The 22806-nt window shown below is 33.7% G+C and carries 24 protein-coding genes and 1 pseudogene; all 25 read right to left on the bottom strand.

Going from position 1 to position 22806, the window contains the following annotated elements:
• Nucleotides 1-283 precede the first annotated feature (283 nt).
• The 25 genes and pseudogenes from rfbA to EKL97_RS04050 all read right to left on the bottom strand — a co-directional run bounded on the left by rfbA (nucleotide 284) and on the right by EKL97_RS04050 (nucleotide 22803).
• The gene (gene rfbA, locus EKL97_RS04175) at nucleotides 284-1153 is read right to left on the bottom strand and encodes a glucose-1-phosphate thymidylyltransferase RfbA (RefSeq protein ID WP_126461242.1); all 870 of its coding nucleotides are present in this window, start codon (nucleotides 1151-1153) and stop codon (nucleotides 284-286) included.
• 183 nt (nucleotides 1154-1336) lie between these two features.
• A complete protein-coding gene (gene rfbB / locus EKL97_RS04170; protein ID WP_126461250.1) occupies nucleotides 1337-2383 on the bottom strand; it encodes a dTDP-glucose 4,6-dehydratase in 1047 nt (348 codons plus the stop codon).
• Between the two features lie 301 nt (nucleotides 2384-2684).
• Nucleotides 2685-3539 (bottom strand): dTDP-4-dehydrorhamnose reductase, encoded by an 855-nt coding sequence (gene rfbD / locus EKL97_RS04165; protein WP_126568222.1) that lies wholly within the window; start codon nucleotides 3537-3539, stop codon nucleotides 2685-2687.
• A gap of 65 nt (nucleotides 3540-3604) precedes the next feature.
• Nucleotides 3605-3982 (bottom strand): annotated as a pseudogene (locus tag EKL97_RS04160) (Bro-N domain-containing protein); the annotation flags it as partial.
• Between the two features lie 216 nt (nucleotides 3983-4198).
• Complete coding sequence (gene rfbC, locus EKL97_RS04155; RefSeq protein ID WP_126568220.1) at nucleotides 4199-4747, bottom strand: dTDP-4-dehydrorhamnose 3,5-epimerase; 549 nt, start codon at nucleotides 4745-4747, stop codon at nucleotides 4199-4201.
• 164 nt (nucleotides 4748-4911) lie between these two features.
• Entirely contained in the window at nucleotides 4912-5436 is a 525-nt protein-coding gene (locus EKL97_RS04150) for a hypothetical protein (protein WP_158614912.1), read from the bottom strand.
• Nucleotides 5437-5493: 57 nt separating this feature from the next.
• On the bottom strand, nucleotides 5494-6654 hold the full coding sequence (locus EKL97_RS04145) for an ATP-binding protein (RefSeq protein WP_126555279.1): 1161 nt from the start codon (nucleotides 6652-6654) through the stop codon (nucleotides 5494-5496).
• Nucleotides 6655-7204: 550 nt separating this feature from the next.
• Nucleotides 7205-7483 carry a Txe/YoeB family addiction module toxin gene (locus EKL97_RS04135; protein ID WP_126568217.1) on the bottom strand — a complete coding sequence of 93 codons (279 nt, stop codon included), beginning with the start codon at nucleotides 7481-7483 and terminating at the stop codon, nucleotides 7205-7207.
• A 112-nt stretch (nucleotides 7484-7595) separates the two neighbouring features.
• Nucleotides 7596-7847 carry a type II toxin-antitoxin system Phd/YefM family antitoxin gene (locus tag EKL97_RS04130; protein WP_126461271.1) on the bottom strand — a complete coding sequence of 84 codons (252 nt, stop codon included), beginning with the start codon at nucleotides 7845-7847 and terminating at the stop codon, nucleotides 7596-7598.
• A 219-nt stretch (nucleotides 7848-8066) separates the two neighbouring features.
• The gene (locus EKL97_RS04125) at nucleotides 8067-8558 is read right to left on the bottom strand and encodes a DegT/DnrJ/EryC1/StrS family aminotransferase (RefSeq protein WP_317125229.1); all 492 of its coding nucleotides are present in this window, start codon (nucleotides 8556-8558) and stop codon (nucleotides 8067-8069) included.
• A 21-nt stretch (nucleotides 8559-8579) separates the two neighbouring features.
• Nucleotides 8580-9413: a Bro-N domain-containing protein gene (locus tag EKL97_RS04120; protein ID WP_126568216.1), complete on the bottom strand. Its 834-nt coding sequence runs from the start codon at nucleotides 9411-9413 to the stop codon at nucleotides 8580-8582.
• A 99-nt stretch (nucleotides 9414-9512) separates the two neighbouring features.
• Nucleotides 9513-10655, bottom strand: a complete 1143-nt coding sequence (locus EKL97_RS04115; RefSeq protein WP_126568214.1) for a DegT/DnrJ/EryC1/StrS family aminotransferase — start codon at nucleotides 10653-10655, stop codon at nucleotides 9513-9515.
• Nucleotides 10648-11073, bottom strand: a complete 426-nt coding sequence (locus EKL97_RS04110) for a WxcM-like domain-containing protein (RefSeq protein WP_126568213.1) — start codon at nucleotides 11071-11073, stop codon at nucleotides 10648-10650. The genes EKL97_RS04115 and EKL97_RS04110 overlap by 8 nt, the downstream gene beginning before the upstream one ends.
• The gene (locus EKL97_RS04105) at nucleotides 11073-12026 is read right to left on the bottom strand and encodes an MraY family glycosyltransferase (RefSeq protein WP_126568211.1); all 954 of its coding nucleotides are present in this window, start codon (nucleotides 12024-12026) and stop codon (nucleotides 11073-11075) included. The genes EKL97_RS04110 and EKL97_RS04105 overlap by 1 nt, the downstream gene beginning before the upstream one ends.
• Nucleotides 12027-12361: 335 nt before the next feature.
• Complete coding sequence (locus tag EKL97_RS04100; protein ID WP_126568209.1) at nucleotides 12362-12850, bottom strand: phosphoheptose isomerase; 489 nt, start codon at nucleotides 12848-12850, stop codon at nucleotides 12362-12364.
• Between the two features lie 31 nt (nucleotides 12851-12881).
• Nucleotides 12882-13970, bottom strand: coding sequence for a mannose-1-phosphate guanylyltransferase (locus tag EKL97_RS04095; RefSeq protein WP_199742813.1), 1089 nt, complete (start codon nucleotides 13968-13970; stop codon nucleotides 12882-12884).
• Nucleotides 13957-14889: a GDP-L-fucose synthase family protein gene (locus tag EKL97_RS04090; RefSeq protein WP_126568208.1), complete on the bottom strand. Its 933-nt coding sequence runs from the start codon at nucleotides 14887-14889 to the stop codon at nucleotides 13957-13959. The genes EKL97_RS04095 and EKL97_RS04090 overlap by 14 nt, the downstream gene beginning before the upstream one ends.
• A gap of 70 nt (nucleotides 14890-14959) precedes the next feature.
• The gene (gene gmd / locus EKL97_RS04085; protein ID WP_126568206.1) at nucleotides 14960-16078 is read right to left on the bottom strand and encodes a GDP-mannose 4,6-dehydratase; all 1119 of its coding nucleotides are present in this window, start codon (nucleotides 16076-16078) and stop codon (nucleotides 14960-14962) included.
• A gap of 54 nt (nucleotides 16079-16132) precedes the next feature.
• Nucleotides 16133-17035 (bottom strand): NAD-dependent epimerase/dehydratase family protein, encoded by a 903-nt coding sequence (locus tag EKL97_RS04080; RefSeq protein ID WP_126568204.1) that lies wholly within the window; start codon nucleotides 17033-17035, stop codon nucleotides 16133-16135.
• Nucleotides 17036-17824 (bottom strand): glycosyltransferase family 2 protein, encoded by a 789-nt coding sequence (locus EKL97_RS04075; protein ID WP_126568202.1) that lies wholly within the window; start codon nucleotides 17822-17824, stop codon nucleotides 17036-17038.
• Nucleotides 17825-17969: 145 nt separating this feature from the next.
• On the bottom strand, nucleotides 17970-18785 hold the full coding sequence (locus EKL97_RS04070) for a 2OG-Fe(II) oxygenase (protein WP_126568201.1): 816 nt from the start codon (nucleotides 18783-18785) through the stop codon (nucleotides 17970-17972).
• A gap of 104 nt (nucleotides 18786-18889) precedes the next feature.
• Nucleotides 18890-20020, bottom strand: a complete 1131-nt coding sequence (locus EKL97_RS04065; RefSeq protein WP_126568199.1) for a glycosyltransferase family 4 protein — start codon at nucleotides 20018-20020, stop codon at nucleotides 18890-18892.
• A gap of 288 nt (nucleotides 20021-20308) precedes the next feature.
• On the bottom strand, nucleotides 20309-20527 hold the full coding sequence (locus tag EKL97_RS04060; protein ID WP_126568198.1) for a helix-turn-helix domain-containing protein: 219 nt from the start codon (nucleotides 20525-20527) through the stop codon (nucleotides 20309-20311).
• Nucleotides 20528-20662: 135 nt separating this feature from the next.
• Entirely contained in the window at nucleotides 20663-21778 is a 1116-nt protein-coding gene (locus EKL97_RS04055; protein ID WP_126568196.1) for an EpsG family protein, read from the bottom strand.
• On the bottom strand, nucleotides 21778-22803 hold the full coding sequence (locus EKL97_RS04050) for a glycosyltransferase family 4 protein (protein ID WP_126568194.1): 1026 nt from the start codon (nucleotides 22801-22803) through the stop codon (nucleotides 21778-21780). The genes EKL97_RS04055 and EKL97_RS04050 overlap by 1 nt, the downstream gene beginning before the upstream one ends.
• Between the last annotated feature and the right edge of the window lie 3 nt (nucleotides 22804-22806).

Genomic DNA, 22806 nt, shown 5'->3' with positions numbered 1-22806 from the left:
CAAATTACACCAATTTTCACAGATTATTTTTTGAATGGGAAGAGGAAACTCAGTAACAACTATTATATACTGTCGTGTATTAAAAATAGACAAAATGACGCAACAGATTGATATTAAATTACTTTTTACAATAATGCTCCTTTTGACTTTATGACGTTTAAACTTTCGACTTCCTTATTTCATCTATTTTCGCTGTGCCAAAATTATTCGGAAATTTTGTTTTTGGACTGTAGCTATAACTATCCGTACTGCATCATTTATCTAAATACTGCGCCCGAAATGCTTACAACTTATGCTTCAGCAATCCCAGCAGGTATTCTCCGTAACCTGATTTTCTCAAAGGCTCGGCTAGATCTTTCAATTGTTGCTCACTAATGAAACCCTGTCTCCACGCAATTTCTTCAATACAGCCCACTTTCAATCCTTGACGCTCTTCAATAACCTGAACAAATTGTCCCGCCTGCATTAAGCTATTAAAAGTACCGGTATCTAGCCAGGCCGTACCTCTGCTTAAAATTCCTACTTTCAAAGCCCCTTTTTCCAAGTACACTTTATTTACATCAGTAATTTCATATTCCCCTCTAGCACTTGGCTTGATATTCTTGGCAATTTCCACTACTGAATTATCATAAAAATACAAACCGGGTACCGCATAATTTGATTTGGGTTCTAACGGTTTCTCTTCAATAGAAAGCGCTTTAAAATCAGCATCAAATTCGACTACACCGTATCGCTCCGGGTCTGAAACATGATACGCAAATACGACCCCACCTTTAGGATTGGTATTGGATTGCAACAATTCATCCATATTGGATCCAAAGAAAATATTATCCCCTAAAACCAAAGCTACGCTGTCTTTCCCTATAAATTCTTCTCCAATAACAAAAGCTTGCGCTAATCCATTAGGAATGGCCTGCTCCGCATAACTAAATTGACAACCAATTGAAGACCCATCGCCTAATAATTTTTTGAAATTAGGCAAATCATGAGGAGTTGAAATAATTAATATTTCATTGATTCCCGCCATCATCAAAGTAGACAATGGATAATAAATCATGGGTTTGTCATAAACCGGCATCATTTGTTTGCTCATGGCCAGTGTTAACGGATGTAAACGGGTCCCGGAACCTCCGGCTAATATAATTCCTTTCATATATTTTTTATTTTTTTGCCACAAAGGCACTAAATTTCACAGGTATAATTTTTAATCTAAAATAATTTATTTTTTTAACTAATACCTTACAAAGGAAGTTTTTTCTATAGTTAAATCTACATCAATTAAAAAAACGGACAACTGATCACTAAACAATGATCACTAAACAATGACCACTGATCACTAATTATACTGCTTCTCGTAATAATTTGCATACTCCCCCGAAGTAATATTATTCAGCCAGGTTGGATTTTCCAAATACCAATTTACGGTCCTTTCCAATCCTTGTTCAAAAGTAACCGATGGTTTCCATCCCAATTCTCTGTTTATCTTACTGGCATCAATAGCATAACGCAAATCATGTCCGGGACGGTCTTTTACATACGAAATTAATTGTTCCGAAGTTCCGGACGCCCTTCCTAATTTCTCATCCATTATTTTGCAAAGCAATTTAACCAAATCAATATTTTGCCATTCGTTAAATCCACCAATATTATACGTATCATGGTTAACTCCTTCATGAAAAACCAAATCAATGGCTACCGCATGATCTTCTACAAAAAGCCAATCTCGGGTATATTTCCCGTCACCATAAACGGGTAAGGGTTTGTTTTGAATGATATTATTGATGAATAATGGAATCAATTTTTCAGGAAAATGAAACGGCCCGTAATTATTGGAACAATTGGTCAACACATAAGGCAAGCCATACGTTTCTCCATACGCTCTGACAAAATGATCCGAACTGGCTTTTGAAGCCGAGTACGGAGAATTAGGATCATACGCAGTAGTCTCCGTAAACAACCCTTCGGCACCTAAACTGCCATAAACCTCATCGGTACTGATGTGGTAAAAACGTTTTCCTTCGTAATTGCCTTGCCAAGTAGCCTTAGCCGCATTCAATAAATTCATCGTTCCGATAACATTTGTTTTCACAAAAGACAACGGATCGGTTATAGAACGATCCACATGAGATTCGGCAGCTAAATGCAAAACACCATCAAATTGATGCTCCGCAAACAATTGATCAATGAATGGCGCATCAACGATATCTCCTTTTATAAAAGTATAGTTAGGCGCTTTTTCAATATCAACAATATTTTCGAGATTCCCAGCATACGTGAGTGCATCCAAATTAACAATTTGATATTGCGGATACTTCTTTACAAAAAGCCGTACGACATGGGACCCAATAAAACCGGCCCCACCGGTGATTAGTATTTTTTTCATTTTTAGATTTTATTTTTAATTCGTTTTAACAAAACTTCCCTAAATTTATTTTTTGTTTCCCCCTGGCCCAGAGCGTGCGAAAAATAAAATTTAGTCAGTTTCTTTTTTGTTTCCCCCTGTCCCAGAGCGTGCGAAAAATAAAATTTAGTAAGTTTCTTTTTTGTTTCCCCCTGTCCCTAAAGGGAGCAAAAAAGAAACACAAAATTCGATTTAAAATTAACAGGCTTTATTTAAATTACGTTTTGGATTTTCGGCTCTCTTTAGGGGTGGGACAAAACGGAAATTTTACACAACCCCTAACTCATAACCCACCTTTCATACAAACAGCTAAACTCTCTTTGTAATCCGGAACAACAATACCATAAACTCGTTTAATCTTGCTTTTATCCAATAAAGAAAAAGCTGGACGTTTGGCAGGTGTAGGATAAGCCGCTGAGGGAATTCCTTTCACTTCACAAGTATACCCACCAATTTCCTGGATTGCCAGGACAAAGTCATACCAGCTGATTTCTCCTTCATTCGAATAATTATAGATTCCGGCAATCCAGTCTGGTGCTGTTACAATAGTCATCATAGCCTGAGCTAAATCGGCAGCATAAGTAGGCGAACCAATCTGATCGTTAACCACACTGATCGTATCTCGTTCTTGTAATAATCGTTGCATGGTTTTTACAAAATTGTTTCCAAATCTGCTATACACCCATGAAGTTCTAATGATAATTGCATCGGGATTTAATTTCAAACAAGCTAACTCTCCCGCTCTTTTGGTTACTCCATACACATTAACAGGTTGCGTTAGGGCCTCCTCGCTCAATGCGACAGCTGATGTCCCGTCAAAAACGTAATCAGTAGAAATATGAATTAGTTTTACAGAATGATCTTTCGTATATTGAGCAATAATGGCGACCGCTAAATGATTAACAATATCCGCTAATTCGTGTTCTGTTTCTGCTTTATCAACGGCTGTATAGGCACCACAATTTAAAATGATATTTGGAGAAATTGCCTCTAATTGACTTTGTAAAATCGACAAATTATCCAAGGACACTTGCGTTCTGTCTGCAAAAACCCATTCGAATTGGGAGTAATTATTAGACAATACCTTTAATTCCGAACCCAATTGCCCATTAGCACCAGTAACTACTATTTTCTTCATTTATCTTTTTAATTTTTCACTCCTCACTTTTCCTCTTCTCACTCCTCACTTTCAACTTCTCACAAGTCAATCGTTAGTTCTGGATCTTGCATTTCATCCAAACGTTCCGAAGCTATCTGTGCCAACCAAAGCTTAAATGGTTCAGCTTTTGGTGAAGGTATCGATTGTATTAACCTAAAAAGTTGCTCGGTATCGAAGACATCCGTCTTATAATATTTCCCATCGACAGATTGCATTTTCAGTTGACTACAATTTGTAGTCAACTGACTTCCCTCTTTTTTTAAACGCATTTTTAAAACACTCCAATATTTTCTTGCATTAGGAGTGCCTGTCAAAATATCAATTACATCAACAATAGAAAAGTACCATTTCTCTTGATCGGAATCCCAAAGAGTCCGTACTTTTTTATCATCAAATAACTGTAAGGCTTGGCGCTGTATCATAACGAAAAATTTAAAAATTTACTTCTACAAAGATAATAGCTTTAATTCATCTATTTTATAATACTAAAAATCAATACTTTACACTTATAGTTAGTCAATTTATGATCAACCGGTCGATTTTCAAATCACAAACAAAACTACTTAATGTCTTTGCTTCCTGATTACTATCAGGATTGCGATTAAAACTGCCTCTCGATATGACCTTAAACTCTCTTTTCAAAACTCCCAATCAATATCCTCAAAACTCGGCAAAACCAAATCCTTTTGAGAAACAATAACTTCATCAGGACTCACTTGCCAATCAATGGCCAAAGTAGGATCATCATACCGAATCCCTCTTTCGCTCTCCTTATGATACAATTGATCTACTTTGTATAGCACCGAAGCAGTTTCACTCAAAACCGAAAAACCATGGGCAAAACCGTGGGGAACCATCAATTGTTTTTTATTGGCTGCACTTAAAATCACACTAAAATGCTGTCCATAAGTTGCTGATTTTTTGCGTAAATCGACCGCCACATCAAGGATTTCTCCTTCAAGCACACGCACCAATTTAGCTTGTGCAAAAGGATTAATCTGCAAATGCAATCCCCGAATCACCCCGCGTTTGGAGAAAGACTGATTGTCTTGTATAAATTGATAGGACATCCCATGTTCATGAAATTGAGCCTGATTGTAGGCCTCAAAAAAATAACCCCTCGAATCTTCAAAAACTGTTGGGGTAATAAGTATTAAATCTTTTATATTTGTTTTTTCAATGGTCATCTTGTAATTGTAATTTTATTTATTCTATCATTTAATTGTAAGTAAGTCGAAAGTTTAAAAGTCGTAAAGTCAAAAGAATTAACTTTAAGTAAAACAGCTTTAAATCAGATTTTTACATGATTTTATCCTGATTTAAAAATACGACATTATACCAGGGTTATTACTTAATACAGAAAACCAAACAACCACAATGGAATTTTATTTTGAAAACCATACTCAATATCGTCTGCGGCGATATAGGAATTTTCGATACCTTCAATTTGTTTCATCGACTTATCCTTTCCTCCAATTTCAAAAGAATATAAATCATTTACAAAAAAATCAGTTTTTTCGTGATGGCTCAACTTATTTTTATACCCCAATTGATTTGCAAAAAAGGTCTCTCTAGCGTTACCAATAGTAGCTTTTGAAGGAGAAAGTGTAAACATTAAATTTGTGTTTTCTAAATAAATCTTAGCTGGTTTTTGCAATTTCACACTTCCTTTAGCTTCTTTTTGCAAGTTAATGGTCAAACCTACTTCTTCCAAATAATGTAGATAAGTCATTAAAGTAGTTCTATTTATACCAATTTTATCACTTAAATTACTCACATTAGGTATAAAAGGAACCGATTCAGAGATTATAGCCAACAATTGTTTGATTTTTGGAACAAAGCCCAAATCAACACCTCGCAATAAAGGTAACTCCATTTTCATTGTGGGATATTCTTTTATATCATTACGAATCCTACTAAAACCAATAAAAGATTACAGTAGTTTATTTTCAATCGAATTTATTGCACTAAATGGAATTGCCGTAATAGAATTGCTCCTTTTTTGAACCAAGTCACCCCCATAAATCACATATCCCCCTTCTTTCTGAGCTAGTTTATTCCAATAAACAACTCCTTTAAAATAATCAATGGTTATTGTTTGCCCTGATTTTATCTCAATAGGAATTATATCCATCCCATTATCAATAATCAAGTCTATTTCTTTCCCTAAATTATCTCTCCAAAAATAAAGGTTATTGGTCTTGGCTTTATTAAATCTACTTTTAAGAAAATCAACAATAATCAAATTTTCAAAAAGCGCACCTCTAAATGGATGAACGTCAATTTGCTCACTATTTTGAATTCCCAATAAGGCAGACGCTAATCCCGTATCATAGAAATATAATTTAGGCATTTTTACAACTCTTTTGTTAAAATTAGAGTGATACGGTTGTAAACGGAACACTACAAAACTAGCTTCCAAAACACTAATCCAAGAACTAATCGTCTTTGTATCAACACCTATTTCTACCGCCAAACTATTCATATTCAACAACTGACCAATTCTACCAGCACATAATCGCAAGAATTTTTCAAAAACCACCAAATTGGTTATATTCTTAATCAGCCTAACGTCTCGCTCAATATATGTTCTAATATAATTTGAATACCACTGCGTAGTATCAACAGTGTCATTATATAACGAAGGATAGCAACCTTTAAAAATAGTCTGGCTAATAGTACGCTCCTTATCACCTATTTCGTGCAAAGTCAGTGGTAACAGATTAAGATAACCCACTCTTCCTGCTAAGCTCTGAGATATGCTTTCCTGCAACAAAAAATTATTTGAACCCGTTATAATAAATAAACCTTTTACAACTGATTCATCAAGGATTTGTTGCAAATAGGAAAAAATATCTGGAACTCTTTGCGCCTCATCAAATATTGCTCCATTGGGATAGTTTGACAAAAAGCCTCTTGGGTCTTCAATAGCAAACAAACGAATGTCGGGATTTTCAAAACTCACATACTCCTTGTCTTTAAAAATCCACCGTACCAAGGTAGTCTTACCAGACTGTCTCGGTCCAACCACGGCAACTGCTTTAAACTGCTTTGCCAAAGCTATAATTTCTTTTTCTGCTTCTCTACGTATCATTCTACAAATCTATACAATTACGGAATCAAATTCCATAATTGTATAGATTTTTTTAATCTGCGCCAATCTGCGTGAAATTTTTTTAACGCATCGGCGTGAAACTTTTCTATTTAAAACAATCAATATCAAATCGATATTCATCTTGAATTTCTCCTAACAAATAATCTCCCATGACCAATAATTTTGCTCCTTCCTTGAGTGCTTGAATACTACTTACGTACCCTTGAGGAATATAGAGAATATCAAGTGTTTCAGCATTTATTTATAATAAAAGAGAGTGATTTTAACCTTTTGGAAGGATTCTCCCAATTATCAATGGCAATCAATTCAATTTTAAAACTACCTTGTACAACAGAAAACCACCGTTGCTCTGTGCGGTGTCCTTACCACCCACGAACAAATGTGGTTTCGCTATTTTCTATGAGATAAATTCTTTTTATAGCCGTTGATCAAAAGAATTATTAAATCGAAGGGTACCTCTAGTATCAGAATGATTTCCTCCTATAATTATTTTTGAAATTATTTTATTGGCAGTTGCAAATAGAACGTATTATTTGTCATCATAATGAAATCTACATTGAATAATAATACATTTTTGATCAATCCCTTTTGTTCCTTTTATGAAATAAACTAATCTATGTTCACCTGTAATTCTTCTTGACCAAAATCCTTTTAACCCAAACTTTAAAGGTTCTGGTTTTCCAATCCCTTTAAAACAATTTTGCTTAATTGATTTTATTAACTCTTTAATTTTATCAAGTACATCAGCATCATTTTCTATCCAATAGGTAAAATCTTCCCAACCATGACTTGTAAATTCGATATTCATATGAAGATAATATTTGTTTTTGTCGTTCTCGATAGCTGTCGGGAGGAATCGCCATTCTTCATTCCAGTTTGTGATTTAGAATCATTGCGATTTCATGATTTTGTAAATTCTATTAATCTAATGAATAGGGAATTGTTTCTCCTTCCTTTAGTTGACCAATAGATTCTTGAAGTCTATTCCTATTACTCTTGGTGGATAACAGATGCTCTGTTTCCAAAAGTGAATTATATTCTTGAATTGACATAATGACAACCGCTTCATTCTCTTTATTTCTAGGAACTACAATTACTTCCATCGATTGAGAAACATAATCAAAGTATTCTTTCATCCCTTTTCTTAATGCTGAAATTGTTATCGCTTTCATAATTTATTATTTTTTTTACAAATGTACAAAAAAATGTACTTAATATTGTACCACTTAACAATGTTTTATTTACGGGGATATCTGGATATTTTTACACGCCGATTTTCGCTGATCTAGCTCCACGCCGATTTTCGCAGATTCTTTAAAATCTTTAAAAAATAGGCGCTACTCTGCGCTTTTTTAATCTGCGCCAATCTGCGTGAAATTTTTATTTAGAAATTAGTTACGTTGTTTAAAAAAAGCATGGACAACTGCCGAAATCCGCTCCCTGTCCTCATTCGTCAAATTAGAACCGGAAGGCAGACACAACCCCTTTTTAAATAAAGTTTCAGCAACTGTGTTTCCATAGTATGGGTACTTCTCAAAAATAGGCTGTAAATGCATTGGTTTCCATAAAGGACGACATTCAATATTGGCTTGCTCGAAAGCCAAACGCAAAGCTTCTCTATCAATTCCTTTCACTGCATCAGGTTCCACCACAATGGAACTCAGCCAGTAATTAGCAAAATAATCACTGTTAGGCACCGTAAAAACGGTTACTGCTGCAATATCACTGAATAAATCGACATAAAAAGCATGCATTTTTCTTCGCAAAGCCACATGATCGTCTAAAACTTCCATTTGACCGCGGCCGATACCAGCACAAATAGTACTCATTCTATAATTATACCCTATTTCACTGTGTTGGTAATGTGGTGGATCATCCTTCAATCGTTCTTTTTTGCAAATCGATTACTGTTTTTTATTTTTCTCTTGCAAAACCTGTTTTGCATTCAATCCTGTTACAACTTTTTTACCTGTTCTAGCTTCCAATTCTTGGAGAGCTACTTTGGCTACATTGCCCCCCTGTTGAGCCACTTTTTGACTCTCTTCAAAACTTTTAGGATTTACGGCTTGCGAAATATCTTTGGTAGAAGCCTCTGCCAACATGTTTAAAATCAACTCCGTGTTAGTCATATTATCTCTCAGGTTTTCTTTTTTCAATCCCTTCAAAATTTTATACTCTTTCGTCGTTTTATCCGACCAGGCTTTGGTAATAATATCGGTTAATGTAGCAAACTGAATTCCTTCTTTTAATCCCCTACTTTTCCATTCGTCAGTTAATTCTTTACGTACCTCAATACTTTTCAGTCGTTGATTAATCCAATTTTCAGAATAACCCAATTGCAAATACTGTTCTAAGGCGCGATCGATCGTCAGTTCAGGATCTTGCATCTCATCCAAACGTTCTGATGCTATTTGTGCCAACCAAAGTTTAAAAGGTTCCGCTGTTGGTGAAGGTATCGATTGTATCAGTCTGAAAAGCTGTTCGGTATCTGCCACATCAGTTTTATAAAACTTTCCATCGGCAGATTGCATTTTCAGTTGTACGATATCCTCGTACAACTGGCTCCCTTCCTTGGACAACTTCTTTTTTAAATCCGTCCAATACCTTCTAGGGATTGTACTATCGGTTAGTACAAGAATAACATCCACTATAGAAAAATACCATTTCTCTTGTTCAGAATCCCAAAGGGTGCGCACTTTTTTTTCTTCAAATAACTGTAAAGCTTGGCGTTGTGTCATACTCTATATTTTTAAAAGTTTACTTTTACAAAGATCGTATATCCGTTATTTGCATACTTATCAACTTTCAGTTTCGAACTGACAATAGCTAACAGATAACTACAAACCGAAAACCCTTCTCACTACCCCGGCAATCCGCTCCCTGTCCTCATTCGTCAAATTAGAACCGGAAGGCAAACACAATCCGTTTTCAAATAAAGTTTCAGCAACTGTACTTCCATAGTATGGGTACTTCTCAAAAATAGGCTGTAAATGCATTGGTTTCCACAGAGGACGACATTCAATATTGGCTTGCTCGAAAGCCAACCGTAAAGCTTCTCTATTAATTCCTTTCACTGCATTAGGTTCCACCACAATGGAACTCAGCCAGTAATTAGCAAAATAATCATCATTTGGAGCTTCAAAAACGGTTACTGTTGCAATATCCTTGAATAAATCAACATAAAAAGCATGCATTTTTCTTCTCAAAGCCACATGGTCGTCTAAAACTTCCATTTGACCGCGGCCGATACCAGCACAAATATTACTCATTCTATAATTATACCCTATTTCACTGTGCTGGTAATGAGGAGCATCATCTCGTGACTGTGTGGCAAAAAACACAGCTCTGTCTTTCAACTCCTTCGTTGGAGTTACAATCGCTCCGCCACCAGAGGTAGTTATAATTTTATTTCCATTAAAAGACAGAACCCCTATATCCCCAAAAGTACCACACTTCTGACCTTTATAAGAACTTCCCAAAGCCTCCGCACTGTCTTCCAGAATTGGAATACCATATTTATCCGCTATTGTTCTAATTTCATCAATTTGATACGGCACACCATACAAATGCACTGCAATAATCGCTTTAGGCGTTTTTCCTGTAGCAATTCGGTCTACAATAGCTTCTTCTAAGGCAATCGGGCATAGATTCCAGGTGTCCGTTTCACTGTCAATAAAAACAGGAATTGCTCCTTGATACAATATAGGATTAGCCGAAGCCGAAAAAGTCATACTCTGACAAAGCACTTCATCACCTGCTTGAACTCCTAATAAAATCAGACCTAAATGAATGGCCGCAGTCCCAGAACTTAAAGCTCCGACATGAGTTTCATTTCTTAAGTAATTTTCAAGGGCCTGCTCAAAAGCATCAACATGAGGTCCTCCAGTAGTAATCCAATGTGTTGCTAAAGCTTCCTGGATATACCGTTCTTCAAAACCACTTCGCTGAGACAATGATAAAAAAATTCGATTTTTACTCATTGAGTTTCCAATAATTGGCTTCGTAACGAACATCATCATCACTAACATTGTGCAATGGTAAAGTCGAAAACGATACTAGTTTCGAATGGGATTCTAGGGATTCAATAGCATTGGCATAACCAGCCGGAATATGCAGCATTTTACTTTCTGACGCTAATAAAGTAACGGTCTCAATTGTTAAATCTTTAGAAGGTTGCTCCCAGTCATCAATTTTCACATAATGAATCCTGAAAGACCCACTCAAACAATAAAAATTTTTGGAGTCTAATTTATGTCCTTGCCAAGCACGCACAGGATGCGCATCAGAATTGCTGATAATATAAAATCGTTCAATTCCATTAAAACTAAAATCATTGACGTAGGATACCGTACTGCGTTCATCACTAAAAACAGCACCCTTTACTAATTTCACTTCCATTAATACTTAATTTTCTTCAACAAATAAAACTTAATAGAATACAATGCAAGCAATGGCAAAAGAATAATAGCAAATATGGTTAAAACATCAAAATCCAAATAACCATACACCACAACACAAGATACTATGATCTGCAATAGGGCATACAGAAAAGATACAATACGATGCTGGATTTTATATTCATTACTCAAAACCTGATAGAAATGCAACCGATGTGCCTCGAAAATATTGTGTTTTAAATACAATCGGTGCAGGATCGTACAAATAGCATCAACTCCATAAACCGCTAAAAATAAAAGCCAAACCAAAGAATTTGTGACCAGAATAAGTTTCAAAACCAGATAAATTACCCAAAAAGCAATCGCAATACTGCCCACATCTCCGGCAAAACATTTGGCCCTTTTTCTATAATTAAAAAATAGAAAAACCAAACTAGCAAGCATCGCATATAGTATAAAAGCACCATCAATAAATACCTGTATATTTTGATTCACATACAACAATGACCCCATCACCACCAAAGTATACAATCCCGTTATACCATTGATACCATCCATGAAATTATACGCATTAATCAAACCTATGGCTAGAATATAAGCGAATACAATTCCTAAAACGGGAACAGAATTAAAAACACCTAAATCGTAAAAAATTACGCTGATGGCGAGAAAATGAACCGAAATTCTAATTTTATTAGACAAACTCTGAATGTCATCCCAAAAACTCACGACAGTTACCAAAGTAATTCCTGTAAAAAAAAAGCAATTATTTTGGAGGTGCTGTGCAAAATAAAGTAAAGCCGCAAACCAAAAAATGATACCGCCTCCTCTAAGCGTAATTTCAGTATGTGCTGACCGATGATTGGGTTTGTCCACGATGTTGTACCGATCAGCTACTTTGAAATAGAGCAATTCCAGTAGGAATAAAACAACAGTAATTAGTAAGTATTGCATTTTTATAGTGAAAAAGTATTTTTTATTTATTTTTGGAAAACCGCTGTCAATAATTATAATCTAAAAGCTAATAATAATAATAATAATAACCCGTAGGGTCCAACTATTTAAAACCTCAGTTTGAGTATTTTTGTGAAGTAAAACGGAACAAAGCTTCTCGATACGCTTCGCACTCGAAGTGACGTGTATCGAGAACCGATTTTAGTACTAATTTTCTAATTATCGATATAATCCCGCCCAAAAGCGGGATCACTCGAACTTACGGAAATTTTTATCAATATCTAATTACACCCAACGGTTTAGCACTATGAATACTCTTGTGGTTATTTTATCTCCTATCGCCCAAAATCATCCTGAACCCGCACAATATCATTCTCATCAGATGGATTTTCCGCATCGGTATGTTGCCAAATTTCAGCAATAACACTCCAATCTTCAAGCCCTACTAAACGATGGCGTTCTCCTTGCTGTAAAGTAATCGTATCGCCTTTTTTTAATACTTCAAGTTGTCCTTGTACATCATCTTCACTGCGAATAACACCTGCTTCTCCATCAATTAACCGCCATATCTCAGCCCTACGGTGATGGTATTGCCAGGATAATCGTTGATGAGGCGCTACTAACAATATTTTTGGACTCAATTTTCCAGATATCTTAAGAGATGCTACATCCAATCCTTCAAAATAGTGGTTGGCAAATTGCTGTGCCTGACTTTCATCAATAACAAAAAAACCGCCCCAAGGGCAATTGTCATCATAGGATGCTATTGTAAATCCCTCTTGTTTTAAGGATTCATTTATTTGATTAAATATGGTAGTTTTCATTTACATTTTACTTTACAAATTATCACTTTTTTTACTGAAAATCAATACCAAAATTTTCAGTCATTTGCATTGATACTTGTTTGATTTCTTGTTCTTTCTCTTTAGGATAAATTAATAACACATTGGCATCATCAACAATAATATAATTTTCAAGCCCGTCTATAACTACCCCTTTTCCTTTTGGCACTTGTATTAAGCAATTCGTAGTGTTGCTTAGATGCTTTTGAGAAACGGTAACCGAGTTATTAAAAGCATCTTTCTCAGCTATTTCATGCAAGGAAGCCCAAGTACCCAGATCTGACCAACCGATATCAGCAGGAATGGTGTAAACATTGGTAGCCTTTTCTAAAATAGCATAATCTATAGAAATATTCGGACTTTTTGGATAGTTTTCCGCTATAAATGCTACTTCTGAATTGGTATTATAAACATCATTTCCTTGAATGAATAATTCATGTATTTCGATTGCATGTTGTTTAAAAGCATTTTGAATACTTTGGGCACGCCAAATAAAAATTCCTGCATTCCACAAATATGCTCCGCTGGCAAGATATTCTTGTGCTTTTTCGAGAATAGGCTTTTCAAGAAAACAAGCTACTTTATGAACACCATCAATCCCTTCTTTCTGGAAATTGATATACCCATAACCAGTATCCGCTCGTGTGGGACTAATCCCCAACGTCACCAATGCGTCGTTTGTTGCGGTATAATGCAAAGCTTGCGAAATTTTATCCAAAAATTCAGTTTCCTTCAAAATCAAATGATCCGATGGTGCCACCACTATATTCGCTTCAGGATTTGCCTTTAGAATTTTATAAGAGGCATAGGCGATGCAAGGTGCTGTATTGTTACGACTTGGTTCTAATAAAATATTAGCAACAGGAATCCCCGCCAATTGTTCCTGTATCAAACCCAAATACTGCTGGTTACTCAGTATATAAATATTTTCTTTAGGACATATTTTCTCAAATCGCTCATAAGTTAATTGCAATAACGATTTGCCTATACCCAGAAAATCAATAAACTGCTTGGGAAAGTGATTGCGGCTCTTAGGCCAAAACCGACTGCCCACGCCACCAGCCATGATTAATATATAAGTGTTGTTTTTAGTTCCAGTCATTATTTTTTATTTCTTCGTAAACTCTTTGAATTCCTTCTTCTAAAGTAATTGTTGCCTTCCAACCTAATCCATTCAGTTTCGAAACATCCATCAATTTGCGGGGGGTACCATCTGGCTTAGAAGGATCCGTTAGTATTTCGCCTTCAAAACCAACTGTTTTCTTAACTAATTTGGCCAAATCCAAAATGGAAATATCGTCCCCAATTCCAATATTAACTAAACCCGAATCATTGTAATTTTCCATCAAAAACAAACAAGCTTCTGCCAAATCATTGGCATGCAAAAACTCCCGTTTTGGAGTACCTGTTCCCCAAATAGTTACAGATACATCTCCATTTCGTTTGGCCATAATAAACTTACGCAACATCGCTGGTAATACGTGTGAAGTAGTAAGGTCATAATTATCATTTGGTCCGTACAAATTCGTTGGCATAACCGAAATAAAGTTACATCCATATTGATCTCTATATCCATCACACATTTTAATTCCGGCAATTTTGGCAATAGCGTAGGGTTCATTCGTAGGTTCTAATAGTCCCGTTAATAGATAGTCTTCCTTCAAAGGCTGTGGTGCTAACTTTGGATAAATACAGGAAGAACCTAAGAACATTAATTTTTTCACTTTATTGACATAAGCCTGATGGATCACATTATTTTGAATCATCAGATTTTCGTATATAAAATCGGCTCTAAAAGTATTATTAGCTACAATGCCCCCTACCTTAGCAGCAGCCAAAAAAACATAATCTGGTTTTTCAGCTGCAAAAAATTCAGCAACAGCTTGTTGATTCCTTAAATCCAATTCTGCAGAAGTACGCAGTAAAAAATTGGTAAATCCTTTTGCTTGTAAAGCACGTAAAATAGCAGAGCCTACCATTCCACGATGACCTGCAATATATATTTTATCTTGTTTGTTCATTTTGCTGTAATATTCGATTTCTTACTGTTCATATTCGCCTGAAGTGATACACTGAGATTTACAGTTCAAACTAGTTCTCCACTGAGAAACCGGCTTCTCTTAACATTTTTTTCTTTTGATAATACGCTAAATCCCCTTCCATCATCTCTTTGACCAATCCTGCTAAATCATATTTTGGAACCCATCCTAATTGGGTTCTAGACTTAGTAGGGTCCCCAATTAACAAATCTACCTCTGTCGGACGGAAATATTGTGGATCTACGGCAATAACGGGTTTCCCAATTTCCACGGAATACGCTGGATTAGTACAAGCATTCACATAACCTTTTTCGTTTACTCCCTCACCTCTGAATTCAATTTCTATGCCTACTTCGGCAAATGCCATTCTCACAAAATCACGTACATAAGTAGTTTTTCCCATTGCAATTACGTAATCCTCTGGAACATCTTGCTGTAAAATACGCCACATGGCCTCTACGTAATCTTTAGCATGTCCCCAATCGCGTTGCGCATTTAGATTACCCAAATACAAACAGTCTTGCTGACCTAGAGCAATAGCGGCGGTAGCCATAGTTATTTTACGGGTCACAAAAGTTTCCCCTCTACGTGGTGATTCATGATTAAAAAGAATTCCATTAGTAGCAAACATACCGTAAGCTTCTCTGTAGTTTTTGGTTATCCAAAAAGCATATATTTTAGCAACTCCATAAGGAGAACGAGGATAAAAAGGAGAACGCTCATCATACAGCCCTTTCTCATTTTTATTTTCCGCTAACCCTCCATACAATTCGGATGTGGAGGCTTGATATATTCGTGTTTTCTTTTCCAGTCCTAAAATACGAACCGCTTCCAAGATACGCAAGGTTCCTATTCCATCAACATTAGCCACATATTCTGGTGAATCAAAAGACACTTTCACATGACTCATAGCGCCCAAGTTGTAGATTTCATCAGGCTGTACTTCTTGAATGATACGAATAATATTGGTAGAATCCGTCAAATCACCATAATGCAATTTAAAGTTCACATGGGCTTCATGCTGGTCTTGATAGATATGATCAATACGTTGCGTATTAAAAGAGGAAGCCCTCCTTTTTACACCATGTACTATATATCCTTTTTCTAATAATAATTCAGCCAAGTACGAACCATCTTGTCCAGTAATCCCTGTTACAAGTGCTATTTTCATATTTCTAATTTTTATTTTAAATTTTTTACCGTATTAAGATAAATCTTGAATACACTATCCAATATCATTACTTTTTAAATATTCCAAAACTCCTAACGATTTCCACCCCGCTACTTCTCTTGCTCTAGTATCATCAAAAGTCAAATCAGAAGTTATTTTTTTAATTTTCATAGAATTTATAGGCGCTTTATTACCCAATAAGTCTCCGAAAAGTCCAAGTGCTTTAGCTAAAACTAAAGGAAGACTAAACGGTATTTTTTTGTTTTTTTGTTTTGAAATGGCACTACTTAACGCATAAAAATTAGGATGAAAACCATCAGTTAGGTTATAAGTTCCGCCAATAACTGCAACTCTAGAAATAAAGGCAGCAACATCCTCCACTAGTACCATACTTTTCCTCGCCTTGCCACCTCCAATATTGAAATAATAACCTTTAACGATTGCTTTTATCATTGCTCCCAAATTCCCTGGAGGATTTTTACCTACCAATAGTGGCAAACGCAAAATGGTACAAACCACATTATTTTTATTACACCATTCTGTCACCAATACTTCTGCTCCTATTTTACTTAAACCGTACGGATCTTTGGCTTCCAAGGGATGCTCTTCATTTATGTTACTACCACTTTCTTGACCATATACTGAAACGGAACTTATAAAGACAAAATATTGTGGTAAACCTACTTTTTCTAATCCTTTTAATAAATGTTGCGTTCCTAAAACATTCACATCGTGAAAATGCTTTTTCTCTATCACAGTTCTCGGATTATTATGCGCTTTTCCAGCGGCATGAATGACCAAATCAAATTTTTGGACAAATTCAGGAATTTCATTTTCTAGAGGAACCTTGTAATCTCCATAACTTCTTGATAAACTGAAAAGATTATGGTGATTTGCTAATCCTTTCACAATAGATTTGCCTAAAAAACCATTTGCCCCAGTTACTAATATTTCCATTTAATAAATACTTTTTAGCCAACCCCATTTATTAAAATAAATAAAAGCACTTTGTACTGTTATCCATTTAAATTTTAATTTTTTGTGAGTCAATTTAGCAAAATGATGATAAACATGTGCCTCAGGAAAATAGGCAGTCCGAGAAATTTTAAGAAAACGTCTTGTTAAATCTGCATCTTCCAAATACATAAAAATCTTATCATCAAAAAGCCCAACTTCTTTTAATTTATAAGTTCTAAGAAACATAAAGCAACCTGATAAATAGGGAACATCGAAAATAATTTCATTATAATCGTGTTGCTTATATTCATATTTATTCATTCTTTTTTGAAATATTTTCCTAAGAAAAGAAGGCATAAATCCCCTAGCAAATAAATCGAAAAAGGTAGGATTCGTTTTGCATAAATACTGGAATTCTCCATTAGGATAAGTGACTTTTGGCATTAAGTGCCCCACATCTAAATTAGCATCCATAAAATCTGTTACTCTTTCGAGAGTTTCTTTATGGAAATATATATCAGGGTTTAAAACCAAATGATACTTAGACCCTAACTCAAAAGCCTTTTGAATAGCTACATTATGGGATGCACCAAATCCAGGATTGGCAGGGTTGTGGATATATTCTATTCGTGAATCCGTAACTAAGATTTTTAATTCATCTGTTGGAGAATTATCAACTAGATACAACTTTACATTCAAATCCGTATTCAGAAAAGAATCAATTGCCTCTCGCAACATTGTAATATCGTTTTTATATAAAACGATACAGGAAGTTACTTTTGTATTCATTATTTTTTATTTGCCTAAATTAAAATGGAATCTTAGTTTCCAATCTATTATAATATCAATAAAAATGATTTTCAATTTTTTCAAGATAATTTCAACTATCAACAAAATAATTTATCCAAAAAACAAAAAAACATCTATTGATAGTTTATTTTTTATAAATATGTTTTGTTTCTACAATTCTTTTCCCTAAAACTTTTCTAATTGTTTGTCTTAAAAAAGCATCTGCTCTTAAAAATAAATTCTTAACAGGTTCCTCAGGTCTTCCATAAAAAGAAGTTACGTGGAAATACTCAGAAGCCTCCGCTGGTTTTTCAGAAAAATAATAATTCGACACACAACATCTTTTCCCTAGAGCGGTAACCTTACTAACAGAGTGTATAGAAGATTTATTGGTAACCATCAGAACCAAACGATTAAATTTTGAATGAATTACTCTTTGAGGGTTCCCCATACCATTATCCCAAAGCTCTAGATTACCACCATTATTAATATCCCAATCTGGAGTTACATAATAAAGTAAATTTAAAACACGGTAATTTTCTCTATCATTATCATGTGAATTGTCTAAATGAGGATTCAAAAAGTTACCCATAGCCATCAAACTAATCCCGCCCGCATAAAGGTGTTCATCTGGTATCATTTCCTTTAAACCAGTTACTTCTTCAATAATTTTAACAATTCTTTGATCTTGAAAAGCATATACAATTTCTTCTAAAAGTGGATTATATAAATCCATTTGAGCAGCAACTCTTTTATTTTCTCGCAAGGATTTATGAATAGCCATTTCTTCGGGAGAAGGATAAGCATTATAAATTTCTTTAGCCACTTCCACAGGTAAAAGGTCATCAATAATAGATGAATTAATTCTCCCTGCTTGATTGAATTCCCTCTTTAAGTTCTCTTTTTGAATCGATAATTTATCGAATATCAAATCTGCTAGAATAGTTCTTGAATATTTCATTAATGGTTAATTTAAATTGTGATAATAGGCTACAGTTTCATTTAATCAAAAAATAAGAACTGCAAATATGTATAATTATTTTAAAATAATATTAGCGGATAAAATTATTCCGAATATATTTTCATTGTATTACTTGCCATTTTTTCCCAAGTAAATTTTTCTGCTTGTAGCAATGATTTTTTTACAAAACTTTGATAAATATTATTATTATTATTTATTAACAAAAATATAGCATTAGAAATTTCTTCAACATTATTAGGATTTATCAAGATTGCTGCATTACCCGCAACTTCTGGCATAGAAGAAATATCACTTGTGATACATGGAATTCCAAAAGACATTGCCTCCAAAAGAGGTATTCCAAAACCTTCGTAAAAAGAGGGATAAATAAACAAATAGGAATTAAATATTAATTGTTTTTTTTCATTTTCAGTAACAAAATCAGTGAATTTAATTCTATGCTCAAGTTTTAGCTCTTTTACCTTTTCAAATACATCATCATAATGCCAACCTTTCTTTCCAACGATTACCAAATCCAAACAGATTTCAGGAAGATTAGAATAAGCTTCTATGATTGATTTAATATTCTTCCTTGGTTCTATTGTACCAATAAACAGTAAATATTTTTTCGCAAAAAGATTATACGTTGTTAAAATATTGGTCTCTATTTTATTATACGTATTAAGACTAAAATTGGTTCCCAAAGGAATTACTACTAATTTATTTTTAATGTTTTCTTGTAAATTAAAAATTCTGATAACATCTTCTTTTGTAGATTGCGAAACACAAATAATTCTGTAACAACCTTTAATTGAAGCTCTAATAATAGTCCTAAAAAAAATCACGTAAAATTTTTTATGAAATTCTGGATATAAAAAAAAGGTCATATCATGTAAGGTTACGATTTTTTTTACCTTTATTGGGATTAAGGGAAAGCTATAATGTAAAGAATGAATTACATCTATTTTATTTTTTAAAATTAATATAGGAAGATAAAACTGTTCTACTAAAAATCGTAATATCAGTTTACGGAAAATCTTATTTACGTACAAAATCTTAAATTTTTCTGAATTACTATTTAACAATTCCAAAACCTCAGTATCATCATTTAAAACAACTATAAAATAAGTATTATCACATTTTATTTTAGATATTTCTCGCAATAATGACATTGCATATATACCTACACCAACTTTTTTAATAGGAATTTGAGTGAAATCTATAAGAATTTTCATTAAGGCTCTATTTAATATAATAATTTAAATAAGTGATTTGAATAATTACAAACATGAGATATTTACTTTAATTTAAAGTATATATCTACTTAACAAAGTTTAGATATTCTCTCCAAAATTCGACTGTTAGATTTTTAAGTCCCATATATTTTTTAGCATTTTGGATATGTTGATAAATTGACTTTGTTGACACACAAGACAATCTGTTTTTTGAGTAAACACCTACTATTTGCTCTGGACTCAACTCTTGTTGGAGGTATTCTTTAATCCTCTCTTTAATTTCAACTGTTAAATCATTTCTTTTGGTTTTGTCTTTTTGTCGTTTTTCATATTTTGTTGAGCTAAATCAAAATCATATTTACCACTGCGTAGAACACAATTACGTTTTAGCTCTCGTTTTAAAACTGACTTATCTTTTTTAATAACTATTGCTATTTCGCTTTTACTGAAATTCTGCTCTAATAATACACTAATAGTATCCCTTTGTTCACTGGTTAAATGGCCCATTATTTACAACTTTGGTTAGAAGTAAATAAAGACAATTTATTTGATTCGAAGGAGAGGACTTTAATGTCCTTTCTTTTGAAAAAATTATCCTATTCCTTTTCCTGAGAGTTGCATTAACTAATTGAATCTAGTCAATCAAAACATTTCTCTTTTAAAATTAACATTATAGAACAATCCCTTATAAGGATCAAATAATTCAGGATATGCTGCAATAGATTGAAACAAGATCACTATCGATAGTAGTAACAAAACAAAAAAAACATAGGCCTTATCTGATCTCTTACTAAAAACCAGAAACTGGCAGGAAATCAACAAACTTTCCATAATATTAAAATACAAAGACCCTCTATTTACAAGTATTAATAATGAACTGGCAAACAGAAAATAAATCACCATTCCAAAAACATAACCATTATACAATACCTTATAATATGATAACTTTTTTGATAAAAAAGAATAATAATAGGTAAAAATAGCAATAAACAATAATCTCTTTATCAAACCAAAAACACTTAAACTTGATTCAGCCAAAACATCTTTTGCTCCTTCTGAATAGGCTATTATTTTGGAAGCTGCTAATTCGCCAAATAGTCCGCCTAACTTTGAAAACATAAGAAAGGGCAAACCTGTTTTTCCAATTACAAATGATATAATCAAAACTAAAACTACAGTAATCGTTTTAAAATTTCTATTCAAAAAATAATAAATCCCAAATAAAAATGCTGTGGTATGAAATAAACATGCAACTCCAATAACTACTAAAAACTTGAATGGTTTTCTCTCAAAAACATATACTAATGAATACAAACAGATAATTATTGCTAATAATTGTCGGTTTGAACCAACCATTCCAAGATTAGTAGCATAAAAAAACAAAATCGATATGAAAAAGTAAGGACTGTATTTTTGTGCCATTCTAAAAATACCCCAATAAAATATCAAAGCATGAATAAACAAAAAAACACTATAACTATCAAACAGTTTTTTTATAAAAAAAGCAAAAGTACCATAACCAATTTCATAACCAATCAAAGCATTTATAAGAACCGTGCTGTATTCATCTGTGTTTTGAAAATTCTCCAGATAAGGCAACCAGTCTGACCCTGTTTCCCATCGTAACCCAATTTGAATTACAATTATGAAGTATAAAAAAAATACTAACCAATTTCTCTGCGAGTCGTTTAATTTTAGCCTTAAATCGAGAAAACCAAAAATAAAAATGAGTAATAATGTGACTATATAAACTTCCATTATAGTAGGTTCTTATATAATTCATTCATCGTTGAAACAACTACTTTGTTTGAAAATCGTTCACTATAGTAATTTTTATATTCGGCATGATTTTGCTCTCTAGCAAAATCGAGTTTAGAGATTATGCTATCAACAGTATTTTCAAAAAGAAAATCACCAGCAATAATTACATCAGGAATAGCACAAACATTAGAAGCTATCACAGGCTTATCAAACAAATAACCTTCAATGATAGGCAAACCAAAACCCTCACCATAAGCGGCAGGCACTAAAACCAGATCACAATCATGATAATATTGTATCAAATCAGCATCGGAAACATAACCCAATAGGGTAATGTTTACTAATCCCAATTCTTTTATTTTACTTCTGTAAAAATCTAACAAAGGCCCTTTTCCTGCTATTAAAAATTCAAAATTATAAGTTTGTAATTTATCCGCAACTTCAATTATCAAATTGATCAAAGCTCTTTCTTCTATGCTTCGCACAGCAAATACTTTGGTTACTCCATTACTAAACTTTTTCAAATTATCATCTACAGTAAGATTATTCAAATTGAATGTTTCAAAATGTGATGTGTTCGGAATAATCACAAAATTTTTATTGCTTTTATAAAGACTCATTTCCTTAGCATAGTCCGAAATAAAATGAACATATCTACAACGGAAATAGAGGATTTTCTCCAATATCCAAAAAAACTTATTTAATTTGTGTTTTGTAGCACCCGTAAGATAATATAAAGCATCGTGAACCGTAAAAAGATTGCTCTGATAAACACTCATTAAACTCATCAAAGGATTGTGCGAATGAATGAATATTTTTTTATTTCGTATTTTTAGTTTTAGCAGAAGGATATTTAACGTTACAAACCAAAATCTATTTTTCTTTATCCCTATACAAATTAATTTTTCATAACGACTCACTCGGGTTTGAGTATCCCAATGCAAATAATAATTTATTTCAAAGGGACTTGCTTGCGACTGAAAATGAATAACGTTTTCAACCCCACGCTTATGAGTTAACATATT

The sequence above is a fragment of the Flavobacterium sp. LS1P28 genome (assembly GCF_003970335.1).
Classification (GTDB): domain Bacteria; phylum Bacteroidota; class Bacteroidia; order Flavobacteriales; family Flavobacteriaceae; genus Flavobacterium.
The sequence above is the reverse complement of the archived record's forward strand: the minus strand, read 5'-3'. Positions and strand labels throughout refer to the sequence as shown.

Excerpts from the sequence above, each read along its gene's own strand:
- rfbA (WP_126461242.1), bottom strand. The coding sequence starts at position 1,153 with ATGAAAGGAATTATATTAGCCGGAGGTTCCGGGACCCGTTTACATCCG.
- rfbB (WP_126461250.1), bottom strand. The coding sequence starts at position 2,383 with ATGAAAAAAATACTAATCACCGGTGGGGCCGGTTTTATTGGGTCCCAT.
- rfbD (WP_126568222.1), bottom strand. The coding sequence starts at position 3,539 with ATGAAGAAAATAGTAGTTACTGGTGCTAATGGGCAATTGGGTTCGGAA.
- rfbC (WP_126568220.1), bottom strand. The coding sequence starts at position 4,747 with ATGACCATTGAAAAAACAAATATAAAAGATTTAATACTTATTACCCCA.
- EKL97_RS04150 (WP_158614912.1), bottom strand. The coding sequence starts at position 5,436 with ATGGAGTTACCTTTATTGCGAGGTGTTGATTTGGGCTTTGTTCCAAAA.
- EKL97_RS04145 (WP_126555279.1), bottom strand. The coding sequence starts at position 6,654 with ATGATACGTAGAGAAGCAGAAAAAGAAATTATAGCTTTGGCAAAGCAG.
- EKL97_RS04135 (WP_126568217.1), bottom strand. The coding sequence starts at position 7,483 with ATGAATATCGAATTTACAAGTCATGGTTGGGAAGATTTTACCTATTGG.
- EKL97_RS04130 (WP_126461271.1), bottom strand. The coding sequence starts at position 7,847 with ATGAAAGCGATAACAATTTCAGCATTAAGAAAAGGGATGAAAGAATAC.
- EKL97_RS04120 (WP_126568216.1), bottom strand. The coding sequence starts at position 9,413 with ATGACACAACGCCAAGCTTTACAGTTATTTGAAGAAAAAAAAGTGCGC.
- EKL97_RS04115 (WP_126568214.1), bottom strand. The coding sequence starts at position 10,655 with ATGAGTAAAAATCGAATTTTTTTATCATTGTCTCAGCGAAGTGGTTTT.
- EKL97_RS04110 (WP_126568213.1), bottom strand. The coding sequence starts at position 11,073 with ATGGAAGTGAAATTAGTAAAGGGTGCTGTTTTTAGTGATGAACGCAGT.
- EKL97_RS04105 (WP_126568211.1), bottom strand. The coding sequence starts at position 12,026 with ATGCAATACTTACTAATTACTGTTGTTTTATTCCTACTGGAATTGCTC.
- EKL97_RS04100 (WP_126568209.1), bottom strand. The coding sequence starts at position 12,850 with ATGAAAACTACCATATTTAATCAAATAAATGAATCCTTAAAACAAGAG.
- EKL97_RS04095 (WP_199742813.1), bottom strand. The coding sequence starts at position 13,970 with ATGACTGGAACTAAAAACAACACTTATATATTAATCATGGCTGGTGGC.
- EKL97_RS04090 (WP_126568208.1), bottom strand. The coding sequence starts at position 14,889 with ATGAACAAACAAGATAAAATATATATTGCAGGTCATCGTGGAATGGTA.
- gmd (WP_126568206.1), bottom strand. The coding sequence starts at position 16,078 with ATGAAAATAGCACTTGTAACAGGGATTACTGGACAAGATGGTTCGTAC.
- EKL97_RS04080 (WP_126568204.1), bottom strand. The coding sequence starts at position 17,035 with ATGGAAATATTAGTAACTGGGGCAAATGGTTTTTTAGGCAAATCTATT.
- EKL97_RS04075 (WP_126568202.1), bottom strand. The coding sequence starts at position 17,824 with ATGAATACAAAAGTAACTTCCTGTATCGTTTTATATAAAAACGATATT.
- EKL97_RS04070 (WP_126568201.1), bottom strand. The coding sequence starts at position 18,785 with ATGAAATATTCAAGAACTATTCTAGCAGATTTGATATTCGATAAATTA.
- EKL97_RS04065 (WP_126568199.1), bottom strand. The coding sequence starts at position 20,020 with ATGAAAATTCTTATAGATTTCACTCAAATTCCTATTAAAAAAGTTGGT.
- EKL97_RS04060 (WP_126568198.1), bottom strand. The coding sequence starts at position 20,527 with ATGGGCCATTTAACCAGTGAACAAAGGGATACTATTAGTGTATTATTA.
- EKL97_RS04055 (WP_126568196.1), bottom strand. The coding sequence starts at position 21,778 with ATGGAAGTTTATATAGTCACATTATTACTCATTTTTATTTTTGGTTTT.
- EKL97_RS04050 (WP_126568194.1), bottom strand. The coding sequence starts at position 22,803 with ATGTTAACTCATAAGCGTGGGGTTGAAAACGTTATTCATTTTCAGTCG.